15 protein-coding genes and 1 tRNA gene are annotated in these 16187 nt (G+C 65.8%); 13 read left to right on the forward strand and 3 right to left on the reverse strand.

Annotated features, from left to right (window positions below):
• Nucleotides 1-62: 62 nt before the first annotated feature.
• Both ACZ1JX_RS10270 and uvrC read right to left on the reverse strand, forming a co-directional pair.
• Entirely contained in the window at nt 63-1121 is a 1059-nt protein-coding gene (locus tag ACZ1JX_RS10270) for a PLP-dependent cysteine synthase family protein (RefSeq protein ID WP_465123461.1), read from the reverse strand.
• Nucleotides 1122-1136: 15 nt separating this feature from the next.
• On the reverse strand, nt 1137-3074 hold the full coding sequence (gene uvrC, locus ACZ1JX_RS10275) for an excinuclease ABC subunit UvrC (protein WP_465123462.1): 1938 nt from the start codon (nt 3072-3074) through the stop codon (nt 1137-1139).
• A 160-nt stretch (nt 3075-3234) separates the two neighbouring features.
• On the opposite strand from uvrC, the gene ACZ1JX_RS10280 reads away from it, so the two are divergent.
• Nucleotides 3235-3642 carry a PilZ domain-containing protein gene (locus tag ACZ1JX_RS10280; RefSeq protein WP_465123463.1) on the forward strand — a complete coding sequence of 136 codons (408 nt, stop codon included), beginning with the start codon at nt 3235-3237 and terminating at the stop codon, nt 3640-3642.
• A 7-nt stretch (nt 3643-3649) separates the two neighbouring features.
• On the opposite strand, the gene ACZ1JX_RS10285 is transcribed toward ACZ1JX_RS10280, so the two are convergent.
• Nucleotides 3650-6064, reverse strand: a complete 2415-nt coding sequence (locus ACZ1JX_RS10285; RefSeq protein ID WP_465123465.1) for a TonB-dependent receptor — start codon at nt 6062-6064, stop codon at nt 3650-3652.
• Nucleotides 6065-6358: 294 nt separating this feature from the next.
• Here ACZ1JX_RS10285 and infA point away from each other — a divergent pair, with 294 nt between their 5' ends.
• The 12 genes from infA to ACZ1JX_RS10345 all read left to right on the forward strand — a co-directional run bounded on the left by infA (nt 6359) and on the right by ACZ1JX_RS10345 (nt 16166).
• Nucleotides 6359-6604 carry a translation initiation factor IF-1 gene (gene infA / locus ACZ1JX_RS10290; RefSeq protein ID WP_039338683.1) on the forward strand — a complete coding sequence of 82 codons (246 nt, stop codon included), beginning with the start codon at nt 6359-6361 and terminating at the stop codon, nt 6602-6604.
• Nucleotides 6604-7209, forward strand: a complete 606-nt coding sequence (locus ACZ1JX_RS10295) for a Maf family protein (RefSeq protein WP_465123466.1) — start codon at nt 6604-6606, stop codon at nt 7207-7209. Before infA ends, ACZ1JX_RS10295 begins: the two co-directional genes overlap by 1 nt.
• 3 nt (nt 7210-7212) lie before the next feature.
• Complete coding sequence (locus tag ACZ1JX_RS10300; protein ID WP_465123467.1) at nt 7213-8205, forward strand: ribonuclease E/G; 993 nt, start codon at nt 7213-7215, stop codon at nt 8203-8205.
• Nucleotides 8202-8366, forward strand: a complete 165-nt coding sequence (gene yacG / locus ACZ1JX_RS10305) for a DNA gyrase inhibitor YacG (protein ID WP_465123468.1) — start codon at nt 8202-8204, stop codon at nt 8364-8366. The genes ACZ1JX_RS10300 and yacG overlap by 4 nt, the downstream gene beginning before the upstream one ends.
• A 290-nt stretch (nt 8367-8656) precedes the next feature.
• A tRNA-Phe gene (locus ACZ1JX_RS10310) sits at nt 8657-8732 on the forward strand.
• 105 nt (nt 8733-8837) lie between these two features.
• On the forward strand, nt 8838-9785 hold the full coding sequence (locus ACZ1JX_RS10315; protein ID WP_465123469.1) for an NAD(P)H-binding protein: 948 nt from the start codon (nt 8838-8840) through the stop codon (nt 9783-9785).
• Between the two features lie 69 nt (nt 9786-9854).
• Complete coding sequence (locus ACZ1JX_RS10320) at nt 9855-11285, forward strand: FGGY-family carbohydrate kinase (protein WP_465123470.1); 1431 nt, start codon at nt 9855-9857, stop codon at nt 11283-11285.
• Nucleotides 11282-12427 carry an FMN-dependent L-lactate dehydrogenase LldD gene (gene lldD, locus ACZ1JX_RS10325; protein ID WP_465123471.1) on the forward strand — a complete coding sequence of 382 codons (1146 nt, stop codon included), beginning with the start codon at nt 11282-11284 and terminating at the stop codon, nt 12425-12427. The genes ACZ1JX_RS10320 and lldD overlap by 4 nt, the downstream gene beginning before the upstream one ends.
• A 22-nt stretch (nt 12428-12449) precedes the next feature.
• Nucleotides 12450-13523 (forward strand): L-rhamnose/proton symporter RhaT, encoded by a 1074-nt coding sequence (gene rhaT / locus ACZ1JX_RS10330; RefSeq protein WP_465123472.1) that lies wholly within the window; start codon nt 12450-12452, stop codon nt 13521-13523.
• A 27-nt stretch (nt 13524-13550) separates the two neighbouring features.
• Nucleotides 13551-14324: a DeoR/GlpR family DNA-binding transcription regulator gene (locus ACZ1JX_RS10335; RefSeq protein WP_465123473.1), complete on the forward strand. Its 774-nt coding sequence runs from the start codon at nt 13551-13553 to the stop codon at nt 14322-14324.
• Nucleotides 14325-14472: 148 nt separating this feature from the next.
• Nucleotides 14473-15549 carry a sensor histidine kinase gene (locus ACZ1JX_RS10340; protein ID WP_465123474.1) on the forward strand — a complete coding sequence of 359 codons (1077 nt, stop codon included), beginning with the start codon at nt 14473-14475 and terminating at the stop codon, nt 15547-15549.
• 290 nt (nt 15550-15839) lie between these two features.
• Nucleotides 15840-16166, forward strand: coding sequence for a GIY-YIG nuclease family protein (locus ACZ1JX_RS10345; RefSeq protein ID WP_465123476.1), 327 nt, complete (start codon nt 15840-15842; stop codon nt 16164-16166).
• Nucleotides 16167-16187: the final 21 nt, after the last annotated feature.

A 16187-nucleotide genomic window follows, 5' to 3' on the forward strand; every position in this document is an offset into this window, starting at 1 on the left:
CAACCTGCTGCAAACAGACAAGGTTACCACTACGTCAATAGTAATTCTACGTATAGTCCGTATCAGGAAAGCAACAGTGCCGCGCGCTGTTCTGCTTCGCGCCAGTCGAGCCCCTGCGCTTCCAGCCAGCCATCGTCGTAATAGGTCTGGGCATAGCGCAACCCGGAATCGCACAGGATGGTGACGATGGCCCCGGACTCGCCCGCCGCGGCCATTTCCTCGGCCAGCTGCAGGCAGGCGTGGATGTTGGTGCCGGTAGATCCGCCGACGGGCCTGCCGATTCTCGCGGCAATCGCGCGCATCGCTCCGATAGAGGCAGCATCAGGCACAGCGATCATCCGGTCGATCACATCGGGCAGAAACGAAGGTTCCACGCGCGGGCGGCCTATGCCTTCGATCAGGCAGCACGCGCCCTGCGGCGGCGCGGTCACGCTGCGGTCGGCATGGTGGCGGTGGAACACCGAGCCTTCGGGATCGGCAACGCACAGGCGCGTCGGGTAACGGCCATAGCGGATGAAGCGCCCAAGCGTGGCCGACGTCCCCCCCGTCCCTGCTCCGCAAACGATCCACGTCGGCACCGGATGATCATCACGCGCCATCTGCTGGAAGATCGATTGCGCGATGTTGTTGTTGCCGCGCCAGTCGGTCGCGCGCTCGGCATAAGTGAACTGGTCAAGGAACAGCCCGCCCGCTTCTGCCGCCAGCCGCTCTGCTGCCGCATACATCTCGGCCGCACTGTCGACCATGTGCACGTCGCCGCCATGAAAGCGGATCGCCTCGATCTTCGCAGGCGATGTGCTGCGCGGAATCACCGCGACGAACTTCAACCCGATCAGCTTGGCAAAGTAGGCTTCGGAAACGGCAGTCGATCCACTCGTCGCGTCGACCAGCAGCGTATCCGGCCCGATACGGTTGTTGCACAGGCCGTAGAGGATCAGCGAGCGCGCCAGCCGGTGCTTGAGGCTGCCAGTGGGATGGACGCTCTCGTCCTTGAGATAGAGCGTGATGCCGGGGAACTTCGGCAGTTCCACCCGGATCAGATGGGTGTCGGCAGAACGGTTGAAGTCCGCCTCGATGCGGCGCACGCCCTCGTCGCTCCACTTGCGCCGGTCGTCGGTCATCGCGTTCTCCATCCTCTACCCATTGGGATGATAGAAGTCGTACACTGTTTGCGCCACTGCCGCGCTCACCCCCGGCGCACGCTGCAGGTCCTCGAGGCTCGCCGCACGCACCTTGCCGGCCGTGCCGAAATGCAGGAGCAGCGCCCGCTTGCGCGCCGGGCCGATGCCGGGGATCTCGTCCAGCGGACTCGCGGTGATCGCACGGCTGCGCTTGGCGCGGTGCGCGCCGATGGCAAAGCGGTGCACCTCGTCGCGCATGTTCTGGAGGTGGAACAGCAACGGCGAATTGACCGGGAGCATCTTCTCGCGCCCGTCGGGGAAGTGAAACACCTCCCGCCCCTCGCGCCCGTGGTGCGGCCCCTTGGCGATGGCGATCAGCGCCACGTCCTCGATGCCGAGTTCGCCCAGCGCATCCTTCACCGCCGACATCTGCCCCTTGCCGCCGTCGATCAGCACGAGATCGGGCCACATCCCGCTCTCGCGATCCGGGTCATCCTCCTGCACCTTGCCGAAGCGCCGGGTCATCACTTCGCGCATCATGCCGAAATCGTCGTTGGTCTGCGCGGTCTTGATGTTCCATTTGCGATACTGCGCCTTCACGAAGCCATCCGGCCCCGCCACGATCATCGCGCCAAGCGCATTGGTGCCCTGGATATGGCTGTTGTCGTAAACCTCGATGCGCTGCGGCACTTCAGGCAATTCAAGGAATTCGGCCAGTTCGCGCATGACCTTGGCCTTGGTCCCGCTCTCGGCCATCCGCCGGTCAAGCGCTTCCACCGCATTGCGCTGCGCCTGCTCCATCAGCCTGCGCCGGTCGCCCCGCTGGGGCACCGAAATCTCCACTTTGCCGCCCGCGCCTTCGCACAGCGCTTCGGCCAGCAATGCGGCTTCGGGCAGTTCGCGATCCACCAGAATGAGCCGCGCCGGGGGCACTTCCTCATAGAACTGGGCGAGGAAGCTGGTCATCACCTCGGCCTCGTCCAGACCTTCGGTGTGGCTGGGAAAGAAGGCGCGGTGGCCCCAGTTCTGGCCACCACGGATGAAGAAGGCCTGCACCGCCACCTGCCCGCCCTTGACCGCCATGGCAAAGACATCGGCATTGCCGACGCCCTCGGCATTGATCGCCTGACTGCCTTGTATGAAAGTCGCGGCGCGCAGCCGGTCGCGCAGCATGGCGGCGCGTTCGAAGTCGAGTGCTTCGGCGGCCTCCTGCATCTGCGCCTCGATCTCGCGCTGCACCGCGCCCGATTTGCCGCCGAGGAAATCCTTCGCCTGCCGCACCAGCTCGCCATAGTCCTCCGGCGTGATCCGGTCGACGCAAGGGGCTGAGCAACGCCGGATCTGATAGAGCAGGCAGGGCCGGTCGCGCCGCGACATGAAGCCGTCGTTGCAGCTGCGCAGCAGGAACAGCTTCTGCAGCGCATTGATCGTGGTGTTGACGCTGCCCGCGCTGGCGAAGGGGCCATAGTAATTGCCCTTCGCCTTCCTCGCCCCGCGATGCTTCTGGATGCGTGGGTAAGCATGATCGCCGCGCAACAGGATGAATGGGAACGATTTGTCGTCGCGCAGCAGCACGTTGTAGGGCGGGCGGAAGCGCTTGATCAGTTGCGCTTCCAGCAGCAACGCCTCGGCCTCGGAATTGGTCGTGACGATGGTCATCGACCGCGTCTGGCTGACCATGCGGCGCAGGCGATTGGGCAGGCGTTCAACCTGCGTGTAGTTCGCCACGCGGTTCTTCAACGCCCGCGCCTTGCCCACATAGAGCACGTCGCCCTTGGCATCCTGCATCCGATAGACGCCGGGCTTGGGCTTGAGCGTATTGACCGTATCGCGGATGACCGAGACGCCGAGTTCGATGTCGGGCTTGTCAGACCCGCGCACGGTCGTGGACGCGCGGTCCTCGTGGAAACGCTCGGTATCGCGATCAGGCGGAGGGGCGGGCTTTCGGGCCATGACTGCCTGAGCAAATAAGCGCTGCTGCGCGCCGCGCAATGGTTCCAAAGGGCTTTCCCCCAAGCAATCAGGCCCCCAAGCAATCAGGCCACCGCGCTATTAGGGATTTCCCGCATGGTCCGTTTCGGCGGTTTTAGGGTCGATGCGCGACACTTCGTGAATGATCGGGAAACCATTCGGCAGGTCGGGAACGGGCACAAGTCCGGTCACTCCGGGACGGCGCGGCGAAGCACGCGTGCGCCTGCACCTGCCCGCCCGCCTTATCCTGCTGACCGGGACGCAGCACTGCATCCTCGAGGATCTGTCGGTGACAGGCGCTGCATTCATTCCGGAGGAAAGCCTGCCACCACCGGGCGCCTCCGCCATCCTGCAATGCGAGCATATCGAAGCCTTCGGCCAGATCCGCTGGTCGCGCTATGGCCGTTGCGGCGTAATGTTCGAGGAGAAGCTCCCGCTCGCGCAAGTCGTCTCTCTTCGCCACTGTGCCGACAACTTCGAAGCGACCGAACGCGAACGCCTCAAGCAACGCGCACAGGCCTGGGTTCAGGGCAAGAGCCGGATCGTGTGAAGCTGCGTCAGAACTGCTTGCGGAACTCGATCTCGAACACCCGCCCGCGCGGATCGAGATAGCCGGGCTGATAGCGCAAGGGCACTGCACCGCTCTCGTCCGTCACCCGCTGCTGCGCGTTGAACAGGTTGTCGACCGACAGCGACAGGCGCGATCCCTTGAGGAACGGCACCTTCTCGACCAGCTTCGCCTTGCGCCCCAGATCGGCGAACAGGCGCAAATTGAATGTCGCGATGGGGTCGAACCGCAGCGTCGACGATCCCGGCAAGACGCTCGCATCGATCCGCGAGCCGCCGGTGTAGGTGCCATTCAGCCGCAGGCCGAAGCCGCGATAGAAGCCGCCGCCCTCCATCTCGAACCCATGCCGCGCGACCCCACTGCTGACCGCATCGCCATCGAGCAGGTTGAGGACAGCCCCACCCGGCGCAATCTGCACCGATTGCTGGAAGCGGATTGTGTGGAAGATCGACAGGTTCCAGCGCCCACGACCATCGGAATTGAACCCGCCCGGCCCGCCGCGACCGCCACCACCGCCCATGCGTGGACCACCGCCCGGCGGAGGACCGCCTGCGCCAACACGCGGACCACCCGGCCCACCGCCGCCACCGCGCATCCCGCCAAACGGCCCACGCTGCGCATTGGGATCGGGCTTGCCGAAGTTGCCCGAGAGGTTGAGCCCATAGCGCAGGCGCGAGCCCTTCTCCTCGGCAAAGGTCACCGCACTCTGGTCCACCGAAACGATCCGCCCCGATGCATCGCGCACCACGCGCCCCGGAAACGCCGCTTCCACCTCGGGCGTCAGCAGCGGAAAATCGTTGGTCGTATTGGTCGATCGGTTGCGGAAGTATTCGGCGACGAAGGTCGAATCCTTGAGGAACGGCAGCGTCCAGTTCAGCCCGAACTTCCAGTCGCGCTGGCGCTCTTTCACAAGGTTCGAATTGCCGCCCGAAATCACCCGCGCCAGCACCGTCTCACCGCGCGAAAAGTCATAGATCGATACGTTCTCGGTCACGATCGAAGGTCCCCCCAGCTCGGTCAGCGTAGGCGCCTTGTCCGCCGCCACATAGCTCGCCTGCAGCGTCAGCTTCCCGGTCGGGCTCCAGGTCAGCCCGCCGCCCCAATTGTACAATGTGCCGAAATCCGAAAGCCGGTGCACTTCGGCATTGGCGTTGAGCGAGATATCGCCGATCCCTGCGCCAAAGCCTTCCTTGCGGCTGGTGATCGGCACATCGAGGCTGAAGCCTGCCTGCGCATCGCCGCGCTTGAGGTTGATCTGCCCCGTTGTGGTGCGCGTGTCGCTGCTCTCGATGCCCGAATAATCAAACCCTGCCTTCACCGTCAGCGAAGCCTCGCCGCCCGGCAGCCGCAACGGACGCCCGCTCAGCGTGGCGAGGCTGGTCAGCGAATCGGTCTTCGAAAGCGCCCGGTCGGCAGCGACATAGCCGTTGTTGTCGATGTCGGATTTGGTCTCGACATGGCCGCCATCGGCCGTAAGCGCGAGGTACCAGTCGCCCAGCGGCTTGTTCAGCGCCGCGCCTGCCTGCAGCGTCGTGGTGCGCGTGCGCCGGGTCAGGGCCTGCAATGCACCCGTGTCATCCAGAACGACCGTGTTCAGACCATTGAGCGAGCGCGAATCATCGCGCTGCGCCAGCATGTTGACGCTCAGTCCCGCTCCGCCGCCAAGCGCCCGCGCCAGCGTGGCGTTGAGCTGTGCGGATTTCGAATCCGCGATCAGCGTGCGATAGTCTGCTGCAGCCGCTCTGCTGCCCGCCGGCTGCACGATCCCGCGCTCCGCCTCGGTCAGCGGGCTTGCATCCTCCAGCTTGCCGGTCACGTTGATACGGTTGCCGCCCGTAATCTTGGTGAGGTTAAGCTCCTGCTCCCACTCGGTGAACCCGCCACCGCTGGGCAGGCGCAACTCGCTGTCCGAGCCATAGGCGCTGAAATTGTCCTTGAGGATGAAGTTCACCACCCGCTGGTCGGGCCGGTAGCCATATTTGAGCGCAACTTCCTCGGGCAACACCTCGACACGGCGGATCGCCTCGGGCGGGAGCCCGCGCATCTCGCGAAACCCTGAAATACGCATCCCGTTGAGCAGCACCACCGGCATCCCGCCGCCCCGCCCGCGCCCCGACGATGTCTGCGGGGAGAGCGCCGCAAGAAGGTCCTGCAACGATCCCGCGCCATACGAGGCGATCGCCTCTTCATCGAGCACGGCAATCGGCGGCTGCGCCGTATCGACCTGCCCCTTGATCCGCGTCGCCACGACGAGGATCTGGTCAGGCTCGGCGGCGATCTCATTGCCTTCGATGTCCTGCAGGGCATCGTCGGTCCCGTCGGTCACGTCCTGCGCCAGCGCCGGGTTCACCGCCACAAGGCAAAAGGCCAATACCGCCAGCGGAGTCGCTGCTGCAGGTTTCACGATCACGTTCCTTCAGAATTGCTCTGCGCCGGGCACGGCCCCGGCTGGTTCAACGCCACTGGTGGCCAAATGGCTCCGCACGGACAACGCGCATTTCGTATCACTTTGTCGCACTGCAACATCGCGATGCCTACATGAACGAAAGGTGGCCCGAGGGTCAGGGCCTTGCCGCGTCCCCCTTTCCTTTTTGCGCGGGCAAGGCTATGGGCCGCCCAATTCCTGTGCGTGTGGATCACATCCGGTGCTCTGCGCGTTACCGAACCATACCCTATACAAAGGCATCCGAGCCCGCCGATGGCGAAAGAAGAACTCCTAGAAATGCGCGGCCAGGTGGTGGAACTCCTGCCCAACGCGATGTTCCGCGTCCGCCTCGAAAACGACCATGAAATCCTCGGCCACACCGCCGGCAAGATGCGCAAGAACCGCATCCGCGTACTGGTGGGCGACGAAGTGCTGGTCGAACTCACCCCTTATGACCTGACCAAGGGCCGCATCACCTACCGCTTCATGCCCGGTCGCGGCGGTCCCGGCGGCTTCTGATGGCGGGCGAGGTTTCGCCCGCTTCCCCTTCTCCCGAACTCATACTGGCGTCGGCAAGCCCGCGTCGGCTTGAACTGCTCGGACGCCTTGGTCTCAAGCCAGACCGCGTCGTCGCCACCGCCATCGACGAATCCCCGCTCAAGGGTGAGCGTCCCCGCGCCCACGCGGTACGCCTCGCCGCCGAAAAAGCGCGCGCGGCAGCGGCTCTGGCACCAGCTTGCGTCATCCTTGCCGGAGATACCGTCGTCGGCGCAGGCGCGCGCATCCTGCCCAAGGCAGAGGACGAGGCCACCGCCCGCAAGTGCCTCGCGCTCCTCTCCGGGCGCCGCCACCGCGTGTTCTCCGCCATCGCGGTCATCACCCCGGACGGAACCCTGCGCGAAGCGCTGTCCGAAACGATCGTGCGCTTCAAGCGTCTCTCGGGCGAGGAAATCGAATCCTACATCGCTGGCGGCGAATGGCACGGCAAGGCCGGCGGCTATGCCATCCAGGGCAGCGCCGAGGGCTTTTGCGACTGGCTTTCGGGCAGCCACTCCGGCGTCGTCGGCCTCCCCCTGTTCGAAACCCGCCGCCTGCTGCGCGCTGCGGGCCTGAAGGTCGGCTGAACCATGTCCGCACAATGGCTCTATGAAGACGGCATCGCCGAGGAACGCGCCATCCTCGTCTCGGGTGGCACGATCCTGTCCGCCCGCGTCGAATGGGGCGAGGCGCTGCGCCCCGGCCTTGTGGCGCAGGTCCGCCTTGCAAAGCGCCACCACGGCAGCCGCCGCGGCGTGGTCCGTTTCGACAACGGCACCGAAGCCCTGATCGACCAGCTCCCGCGCGAGGCCACCGAAGGGGTGACGCTCACCGTCCGCGTGATCCGCGCCGCGATTGCCGAGCGTGGCCGCACCAAACTCCCCGTCGCCCGCCCCGCGCCCGGCGAAGCGCCCCGACCCGCCCCCACCTTGCGTGAGGAAATCGAGGCCACCGGCGCCGCCTTGCGCGCGCTGCCGGTCACCAACGCCGAATTCGCCCGCCACGGCTGGGACGAACTGGTCGAACAGGCGCAGACCGGCGAGATCGCCTTTCCCGGCGGCTCGATCATCGTCAGCCCTACGCCTGCAATGACCCTGATAGACATCGACGGCGCCCTGCCCCCGCTCAAGCTCGCGCTCGCAGCCGTACCGGTCATCGCCGATGCGCTGCACCGCTTCGACATCGGCGGCTCGATCGGCATCGATTTTCCCACTCTTGCCGACAAGCAGGACCGCCAGCAGATCGACAAGGCGCTCGGCAATGCGCTGATCGACTGGACCGGCGAGCGTACCGCGATGAACGGCTTCGGCTTCGTCCACCTCGTCGCGCGGCTCGAACGCCCCTCGGTCGTCGCGCGCCACGCCCGCCATCCCGCCGCTGCCGCCGCGCGCGTGCTGCTGCGCCAGGCCGAGCGCGTGGCCGAACCCGGCGCCCTTCTGCTCACCGCCAACCCGCGTGTGCTCGATGCGCTCCAGCCAGACTGGGAAGCCGAACTTGCCCGTCGCACGGGGCGCGTCGTGCGCCGCAAGGCTGACCCTGCGCTTGCCCTTTCCGGCGGTTTTGCCCAAGGCGTGCCGCTATGAATACGCCGACCCCCAAGCGCTGCCCGATCTGCGGCAAACCCCGCAGCGAAGCGCACACCCCCTTCTGCTCCACCCGCTGCAAGGACCGCGATCTGGTCCAGTGGCTGCAGGGCGGCTACGCCCTCCCCGGCCGTCCGCTGGAAGAAGATCCGGAAGACTGAAATCCCATCACCGGCCAGATACCTGCTCCCCCGCGCAGGCGGGGGCCACGGGCCTGTTACGCAACCGAAGATACGCCAGAAACCCCGCCCTCCCGCAGGCGGGAGGGCGGCGAGACTTACCGAACGCAGTGAGGTTAGTCGCAGCGGGGTGGGCTTCCGACCAGTCGCGTCGGCAGCAGGCCCATGCCCCAAAATTTTCACGCGATGGGGCTTGCCAACCTCGCCCCGCTTCGCCATAGGCGCGCTTCCCATCGCCTGCTGGTCCATTCAGGAACGCGGCAAAGGACGATGCCCGGGTAGCTCAGTTGGTAGAGCAGCGGATTGAAAATCCGCGTGTCGGCGGTTCGAATCCGTCCCCGGGCACCACATTCAACCCAAATCTCCCACACCGCCATGACCGCTTGAACGCGCGTGCGTTCTGGTTGACACTCCGCCTTATGCCCTCTCAAACGAGCGGGCGGGGAGAGGGGCATGCGGGTCTGTGTCGTCGGTGCGACGGGTACCATCGGGCGTGCAGCCGTCGCGGCCCTCGCCTCGCGGGGGCACGAGGTAACATGCCTTGTCCGGCGTGCCGATGCCGATCTCCAGCACAGAGCGGCGATGATCGTCGCAAACCTGCAGGACCCGTCCAAACTTGAAGAAGTCTTTGCCGGGGGGCGCTTTGACGCGGTCGTCTCCTGCCTCGCCTCGCGCACCGGGGTGCCGACCGATGCCTGGGCCGTCGATCATCGCGCCAACCTGAACGTGCTCAAAACCGCGCAAGGCGCCGGTGTCCAGCACTTCGTCCTGCTCTCGGCCATCTGCGTGCAGAAGCCGCTGCTGGCCTTCCAGCATGCCAAGCTGGCCTTCGAAGCCGCGCTTGTCGGCTCGGGCCTGCGCTGGTCCATCGTCCGCCCCACCGCCTTCTTCAAATCTCTCTCGGGCCAGATCGACCGTGTAAAAGCCGGCCGCCCCTTCCTGATCTTCGGAAATGGCGAACTGACCGCGTGCAAGCCGATCAGCGACGGCGATCTGGCAGCCTACATCGCCGATTGCCTGACGCATGAGGACCGCTGGAACCGCATTCTCCCCATAGGCGGCCCCGGCGATGCCATCACCCCGCGCCAGCAGGGCGAGGCGCTGTTCGCCATGCTCGGCAAGCCACCGCGCTTCCGCTCGGTCCCGCTGGCCTTGCTCGACGGGATCGCAGGCGCGCTCGGCCTGTTCGGGCGAGTCATCCCTGGCCTTGCCATCAAGGCCGAACTCGCCCGCATCGGCCGCTATTACGCGAGCGAATCGATGCTCGTGCTCGATACCGAGACGGGCCGATACGATGCCGCCGCCACGCCCTCGACCGGCAGCGAAACCCTGTTCGACCACTACCGTGCCGTGCTCGAAGGCCGCACTGTGGTCGATCGCGGGGATCACGCGGTGTTCTGAGCTTTCTGCTGGAAACGATCAAGATTGATTGCTATTGATCGTTTTCAAGCATTCATCGGGAGAGCGCGCTTGTCTACAGGCGCTACCAACAAAGGCGCAACGATCGTCATCGATCTCGGCAAGACGCTGAGCAAAGTCAGCCTGTGGGACGCAGGCGGGGCCATGCTCGACCGTCAGGTGCGCCCCAACGTACCTCTCGAAATCGGTGGCATCCGCCGCCTCGATGCGCCCGCCACCGGCAGGTGGCTGCTGGAAACGCTGGCCTCCTATGCCCGCCAGCCCGTCGATACGATCGTGCCCGTCGGCCATGGTGCAGGCGTTGTGGCACTCGTGGATGGCACGCTCGCCTTCCCCCCGCTCGATTACGAACAGCCCATCCCGTCTGAAGTCATGGCCGCATACCGTGCACAGCGCGATGCCTTCGCGCTGACCGGCTCGCCCGCGCTTCCCGATGGCCTCAACTTCGGCAGCCAGCTATGGTGGATGGAGCAGTTCGCCCCCGAAGCCATTGCCCGCGCCACGCTGCTCCCCTGGGCGCAATACTGGGCGTGGTTCCTCACCGGCAACGCGGTCAGCGAAGTGACCAGCCTTGGCTGCCATTCCGATCTGTGGTGCCCGCAAGAGGCGGACTTCTCGCCCATGGCCAAAAGACTCGGCTGGGCACAGCGCTTCGCCCCGCTGGCGCGCGCGGGCGACACGGTGGGCACGCTCCTGCCCGGAATCGCTGCACAGACCGGCCTCTCTCCCGAAGTCCGCGTCCGAGCAGGCCTCCACGATTCCAACGCCGCCCTGCTCGCCGCACGCGGCTTTGCCGAGATCGCCGACAACGAGGCGACCGTGCTGTCCACCGGCACCTGGTTCATCGGCATGCGGCTTCCGGCCACCCCGGTGAACACCGCCGACCTCCCCGAAGCGCGCGACTGCCTCGTCAATGTCGATGTCCACGGCCGCCCCGTCCCCTCCGCCCGCTTCATGGGCGGGCGCGAGATCGAGACGCTGATCGAGATCGACACCCGCCGCGTCGACATCAAGCCCGACCAGCCTGCCCTGCTCGCCGCCGTGCCCGAAGTGCTGCGCAAACCCGCCATGATCCTGCCAACGCTGATGCGTGGCTTCGGCCCATACCCGCAGGGTCGCTTCGACTGGATCAACCGGCCAGAGGACTGGTACCAACGCCGCGCCGCCGCCTGCCTCTACGCCGCGCTCGTTGCCGATACCGCGCTGGACCTCATCGGCTCGTCCGAGCGCCTGCTCGTCGAAGGCCGCTTTGCCGAGGCCGAAGTCTTCGTCCGCGCCCTCGCCGCCCTGCGCCCCGACACCGCCGTCTATACCGCCAACGCCCACAACGACGTCTCGTTCGGAGCGCTGCGCCTCATCGACCCGACGCTCACGCCGCGCGGCGAACTCGTCCGGGTCCAGCCACTAAACGGCGATCTCGACACCTACCGCAACCGCTGGCACGCCGAGATCGACGCCTCGCACAAGAGAACCGCCGCATGATTGCCGCCTCGATCCCCGATTTCCGCGAACTCGCCCGCCGCCGCCTGCCGCACTTCCTGTTCGAATACATCGACGGCGGCTCCTACAGCGAGACGACGCTCCGGCGGAACGTCGAGGACTTGCGCGACATCGCCCTGCGCCAGCGCGTGCTGCGCGACGTTTCGGGCCTCGACCTGTCGACCGAACTGTTCGGCCAGAAGCTCCGCCTCCCCGTCGCGCTTGCCCCCATCGGCCTTGCCGGCATGAACGCCCGTCGCGGTGAATGTCAGGCCGTGCGCGCGGCAGAGACCGCAGGCGTGCCCTTCACCCTCTCCACCGTCTCGGCCTGCTCGCTCTCCGAAGTCGCCAAGGCCGCATCAAAGCCCTTCTGGTTCCAGCTCTACATGACCCGGGACCGAGGCTTCATGCGCGAACTGCTGCAGGAGGCGGTCGAACTGAACTGCTCCACCCTCGTCTTCACTGTTGACATGCCCATCCCCGGCAGCCGTTACCGCGATTACCACTCGGGCCTTGCCGGAGCCTCGGGCATGAAAGGCGCGCTCCGCCGCTCGTTGCAGGGCGCGATGAAGCCCGCGTGGGCGTGGGATGTCGGCGTGATGGGCCGCCCGCATGGCCTCGGCAACGTGATCCGCAAGCTTGAAGGCAAGACCGGCATCGAGGACTTCTTCGCGTGGATGCGCGAGAACTTCGACAGCTCGATCTCGTGGAAGGACCTCGATTTCATCCGCTCGGAATGGAACGGCCCACTGGTCATCAAGGGCCTGCTCGATGCCGAGGACGCAGTCGAAGCCGCCAACCTCGGCGCGGACGGGATCGTCGTTTCCAACCACGGCGGGCGCCAGCTTGACGGCGTCCCCTCCACCGCCCGCGCCCTGCCCGCCATTGCCGATGCCGTGGGAGACCGGCTGACCGTGCTCGCCGATGGCGGCGTGCGCTCGGGTCTCGACGTGGTGCGCCTGCTGGCACTGGGAGCCAAAGGCGTGCTGCTTGGCCGCGCATGGGTATTCGCCCTCGCCGCCAATGGACAGCAGGGCGTCGAACACATGCTCGGCCTGATCGAGGCCGAAATGCGCATCGCCATGACGCTGACGGGCGTGAAGAACATCAGCGAGATCGACCGCTCGATCCTCGTGAACCGATAAGAACAACAAGGGACAGGAACCGATGGGCGCGAACCCGCTGCTGGGCGTACTCTTTCACTGGATCGGAGGTTTCTCCTCGGCCAGCTTCTATGTGCCGTACAAGCGCATCAAGCTGTGGTCGTGGGAAGTGTTCTGGCTGGCGGGCGGCCTGTTCTCGTGGTTGATCGCGCCTTGGCTCTTCGCCTCGATCCAGACGAAAGACCTGCTCGGCGTCCTCTCCGCCACCCCGCGCGATACGCTGCTGTGGTGCTGGTTCTGGGGCGCAATGTGGGGCTTTGGCGGGCTGACCTTCGGCCTGACCATGCGCTACCTCGGCCTGTCGCTTGGCATGGCAGTGGCGCTCGGCCTCACCACCGTGATCGGCACGATGGGCCCGCCGATCTTCGATGGCACCCTCGGCCAGATCGCCGCCACGACTAGCGGCAAGCTCACCCTGCTCGGCATCCTAATCACGCTGGCGGGTATCGTGGTCGTCGCCCGCGCGGGCAATGCCAAGGAAGCGGACCTCGGCGGCGCGGCATCCGAAGGCGTTGCCGAGTTCAACTTGCGCAAAGGCCTACTGATCGCGACCTTCTCGGGCGTGATGTCGGGCTGCTTTGCCTGGGGCCTTGCCGCAGGCCAGCCGATCCGCGACCTCACGCTCGCCGCCGGCACCGACCCGCTGAGCCAAGGCCTGCCTGTCCTGTGCGTCGTCCTCGCAGGCGGCCTCACCACCAACGCGCTGTGGTGCGCCTACCTCATCGCGAAGAACAAGAGCTTCGGCCAGTTCTTCGGCGCTGCCTCCGTCGAAGCCCAACCCGGCGAGCGCCCCAACCTCCTCGCCAACTGGCTCCTCGCCGCTTTGGGCGGCACGCTATGGTACGGCCAGTTCTTCTTCTACACCATGGGCGAGAGCCAGATGGGCAAGTACGGCTTCTCCTCTTGGACGCTGCACATGGCCTCGATCATCCTGTTCTCCACGCTCTGGGGTTTCGCACTCAAGGAATGGAAGGGCGCATCCCCGCGCACCCGCACGCTGGTCTGGACCGGGATCGGCCTGCTCGTCGGCTCGACCATCGTGATCGGCCTTGGCAACATGCTGCAGGCGAGTGCATAAGCGCGGGCGGAAGGGACCCCAGCACCAATGCACGCGGAAGAACGGGAACGGCGGATATTCGAGGCGCTGCGGCCGACCGGCTTTGTCAGCTATCGCGAGCTGGAAGCCCTGCTCGATGCCTCGCCCGCCACGATCCGGCGCGATCTGACGCGGCTTGAGGAAAGCCGCCAGATCGTCCGCGTCCACGGCGGGGCCAAGCTGCCCGACGGCGAAGACGCCACCGGCCCCCGCCTGCTCGGCACCCCGTTCGAACAGAACATCACCCGCAACCTCGCCGCCAAGCAGGCCATCGGCAAGGCGGCGGCTGCGCTGTGCTCGCCCGGTGAAGGCGTGATGATCGATGGCGGCACCACCACGCTGCAGATGTGCGCGCACCTCGATGGCCTGGGCCTACAGGTCCTGACCAACTCGCTGCACATCGTCACCGCGCTTCTCCCGCAACCGACCACGCGCATCCTCGTGCCATCAGGCGCCGTGTTCCGCGAACAGAACATCATCCTTGCCGCCGCGGGCGAGGAATCGATGCCGCGCTTCCACGCCCCGCGCCTGTTCATGGGTGCCGCCGCCGTCGGCCCGCAAGGCGCGATGCAGGCAGACGTCGTCCTCGTCGCCGCCGAACGCCGCCTGATCGACCGCGCCGAAGAAGTGATCCTGCTAGTCGATAGCAGCAAGTTCGAAACACAGTCCGGCACCATCGTCTGCGGATTGGACGAGATCGACACGATCATCACCGACAGCGGCATTTCGCCGCAAGCCGCACAGATGATCAGCGACGCACAAGTCAGGCTGATCGTCGCCTGATATCCGGTTTACATGGCGCCTGTCGTCAAAGCGGTTAGGACGTACGGCGAATACATGGTAACGGGCAACTGTTCGCCAGCATCCTTGCCGACGGGCAACCGGGAATGGCTCTCGCCCTGCGGGTCCCGGCTTTCGGAAAGCCCGGGCCATGGAATTCCTTACGCCCATCCCTCCCCACGAGGCGAGCAGCCTCGGCATGGCGCTGGTCATGTCGTCGGCCACCCCTCTTGTCCTGCTCAGCGACAGTCTGGTCGTGCAGGCGGCCAGCGGCTCGTTCTGCCGCGCCTTCTCGATCAACTGCAGCAACGTCGTCGGCCGCGAACTCTTCGTGCTGGGCGATGGAGAGTGGAACATCCCGCAACTGCGCTCGCTCCTCAACGCCACGGCCGCCGGCCGCGCAGCGATCGAGGCCTATGAGATGGTTCTGCATCGCCCCGGCGCAGAACCGCGCACCCTGATCCTCAATGCCCACGTTCTCGCCCATCCCGACAGCGAGCCCCTCCGCCTGGTGCTGGCCATCACCAACATCACGGAGTCTCGCGCCGCCGAAAACCGCGTCCGCCATGCCGAGCTGGAGAAGGAAGCCCTGCTCCGCGAAAAGGAAGTCCTGTTGCAGGAACTCCACCACCGCGTGGCCAACAGCCTGCAGATCATCGCCAGCGTGCTGATGCAGCGCGTGCGCAGCGTCCAGTCCGAAGAAACGCGCGAGCATTTGCGCGATGCCCATCACCGCGTGATGTCCATCGCCACCCTGCAGCGCCAACTTGCCGCCACCGCCACCGGCGATGTCTATCTCAAGCCCTACCTCTCCGATCTGTGCGCCAGCATCGGCGCCTCGATGATCGCCGATCCGGCAGACCTCACGCTCGAAGTCTTGGTCGACGAAAGCTTCACCTCGGCAGACAGGTCGGTCAGCATTGGCCTGATCGTGACCGAACTCGTGATCAACGCGCTCAAGCACGCCTTTCCGGGCGGGCCGAAGAAGGGCAAGATCACGGTGGGCTTCGCGGCCAACCCGCAGGGCTGGCTGCTGTTCGTCGGCGATAATGGCGTAGGCTTGCCCGGCAACTTCGCCCAGGCCAAGCCGGGCCTCGGCACCGGCATCGTCAACGCGCTGGCCACCCAGCTGTCATCGACGGTAACAATCGCAAACGCCAATCCCGGCACGCTGGTCTCGGTCACCCACGTCGATGCCGTGCCTGTAGCAGACCTCACAGCGGTCTAGGGTCAGGGCGAAGGCAGCGTAATCCCGTTGGAGGCGAAGAATTGGAGAATGGACACCTTCTCCACCAAACCCCCGTCGCCCCGTGCTCGACACGGGGCTGGGCTTCCTCCGACCCAACGCTGAAGAAGAAAAGCCAAGTCCGGGACGACGGGTTTTGGGCGCTGGCTGCTGGGGGCTGAATGGCTGCTTTGGGTACGGAGCGGACATCTCCTCCTCCAACCCAACCGTCGCCCCGTGCTTGACACGGGGCTTGGCTTTTCTTGCGACCTCGCGTTTGGCATGACAGCGCGATGGAAAAGGGTGGTTGGGTCTACATCATGGCGAACCGCTATCGTGGCGGGATGTACGTTGGCGTCACTTCCGACCTCATCCGCCGCGTATGGCAGCATCGTGAAGGTGTCGGCTCAAGCCACGTCGACGACTTTGGCAAGACAAGGCTGGTTTATGCCGAGCGCCACGATGAGATCGAACCCGCCATCGCCCGCGAGAAGCTGGTCAAGAAGTGGCGCCGGGAATGGAAGTTTGCGCTGATCGAGGCGGAGAATCCCGATTGGCTGGACCTGTGGGACCAGTGGTATCCGGCGGCGGTTGCTTTGCAGGGCGACGTTCAAAGATAGCCAAGCCCCGTGTCAAGCACG

Source organism: Novosphingobium sp. BL-A-41-Hi4A-0G, assembly GCF_055521735.1.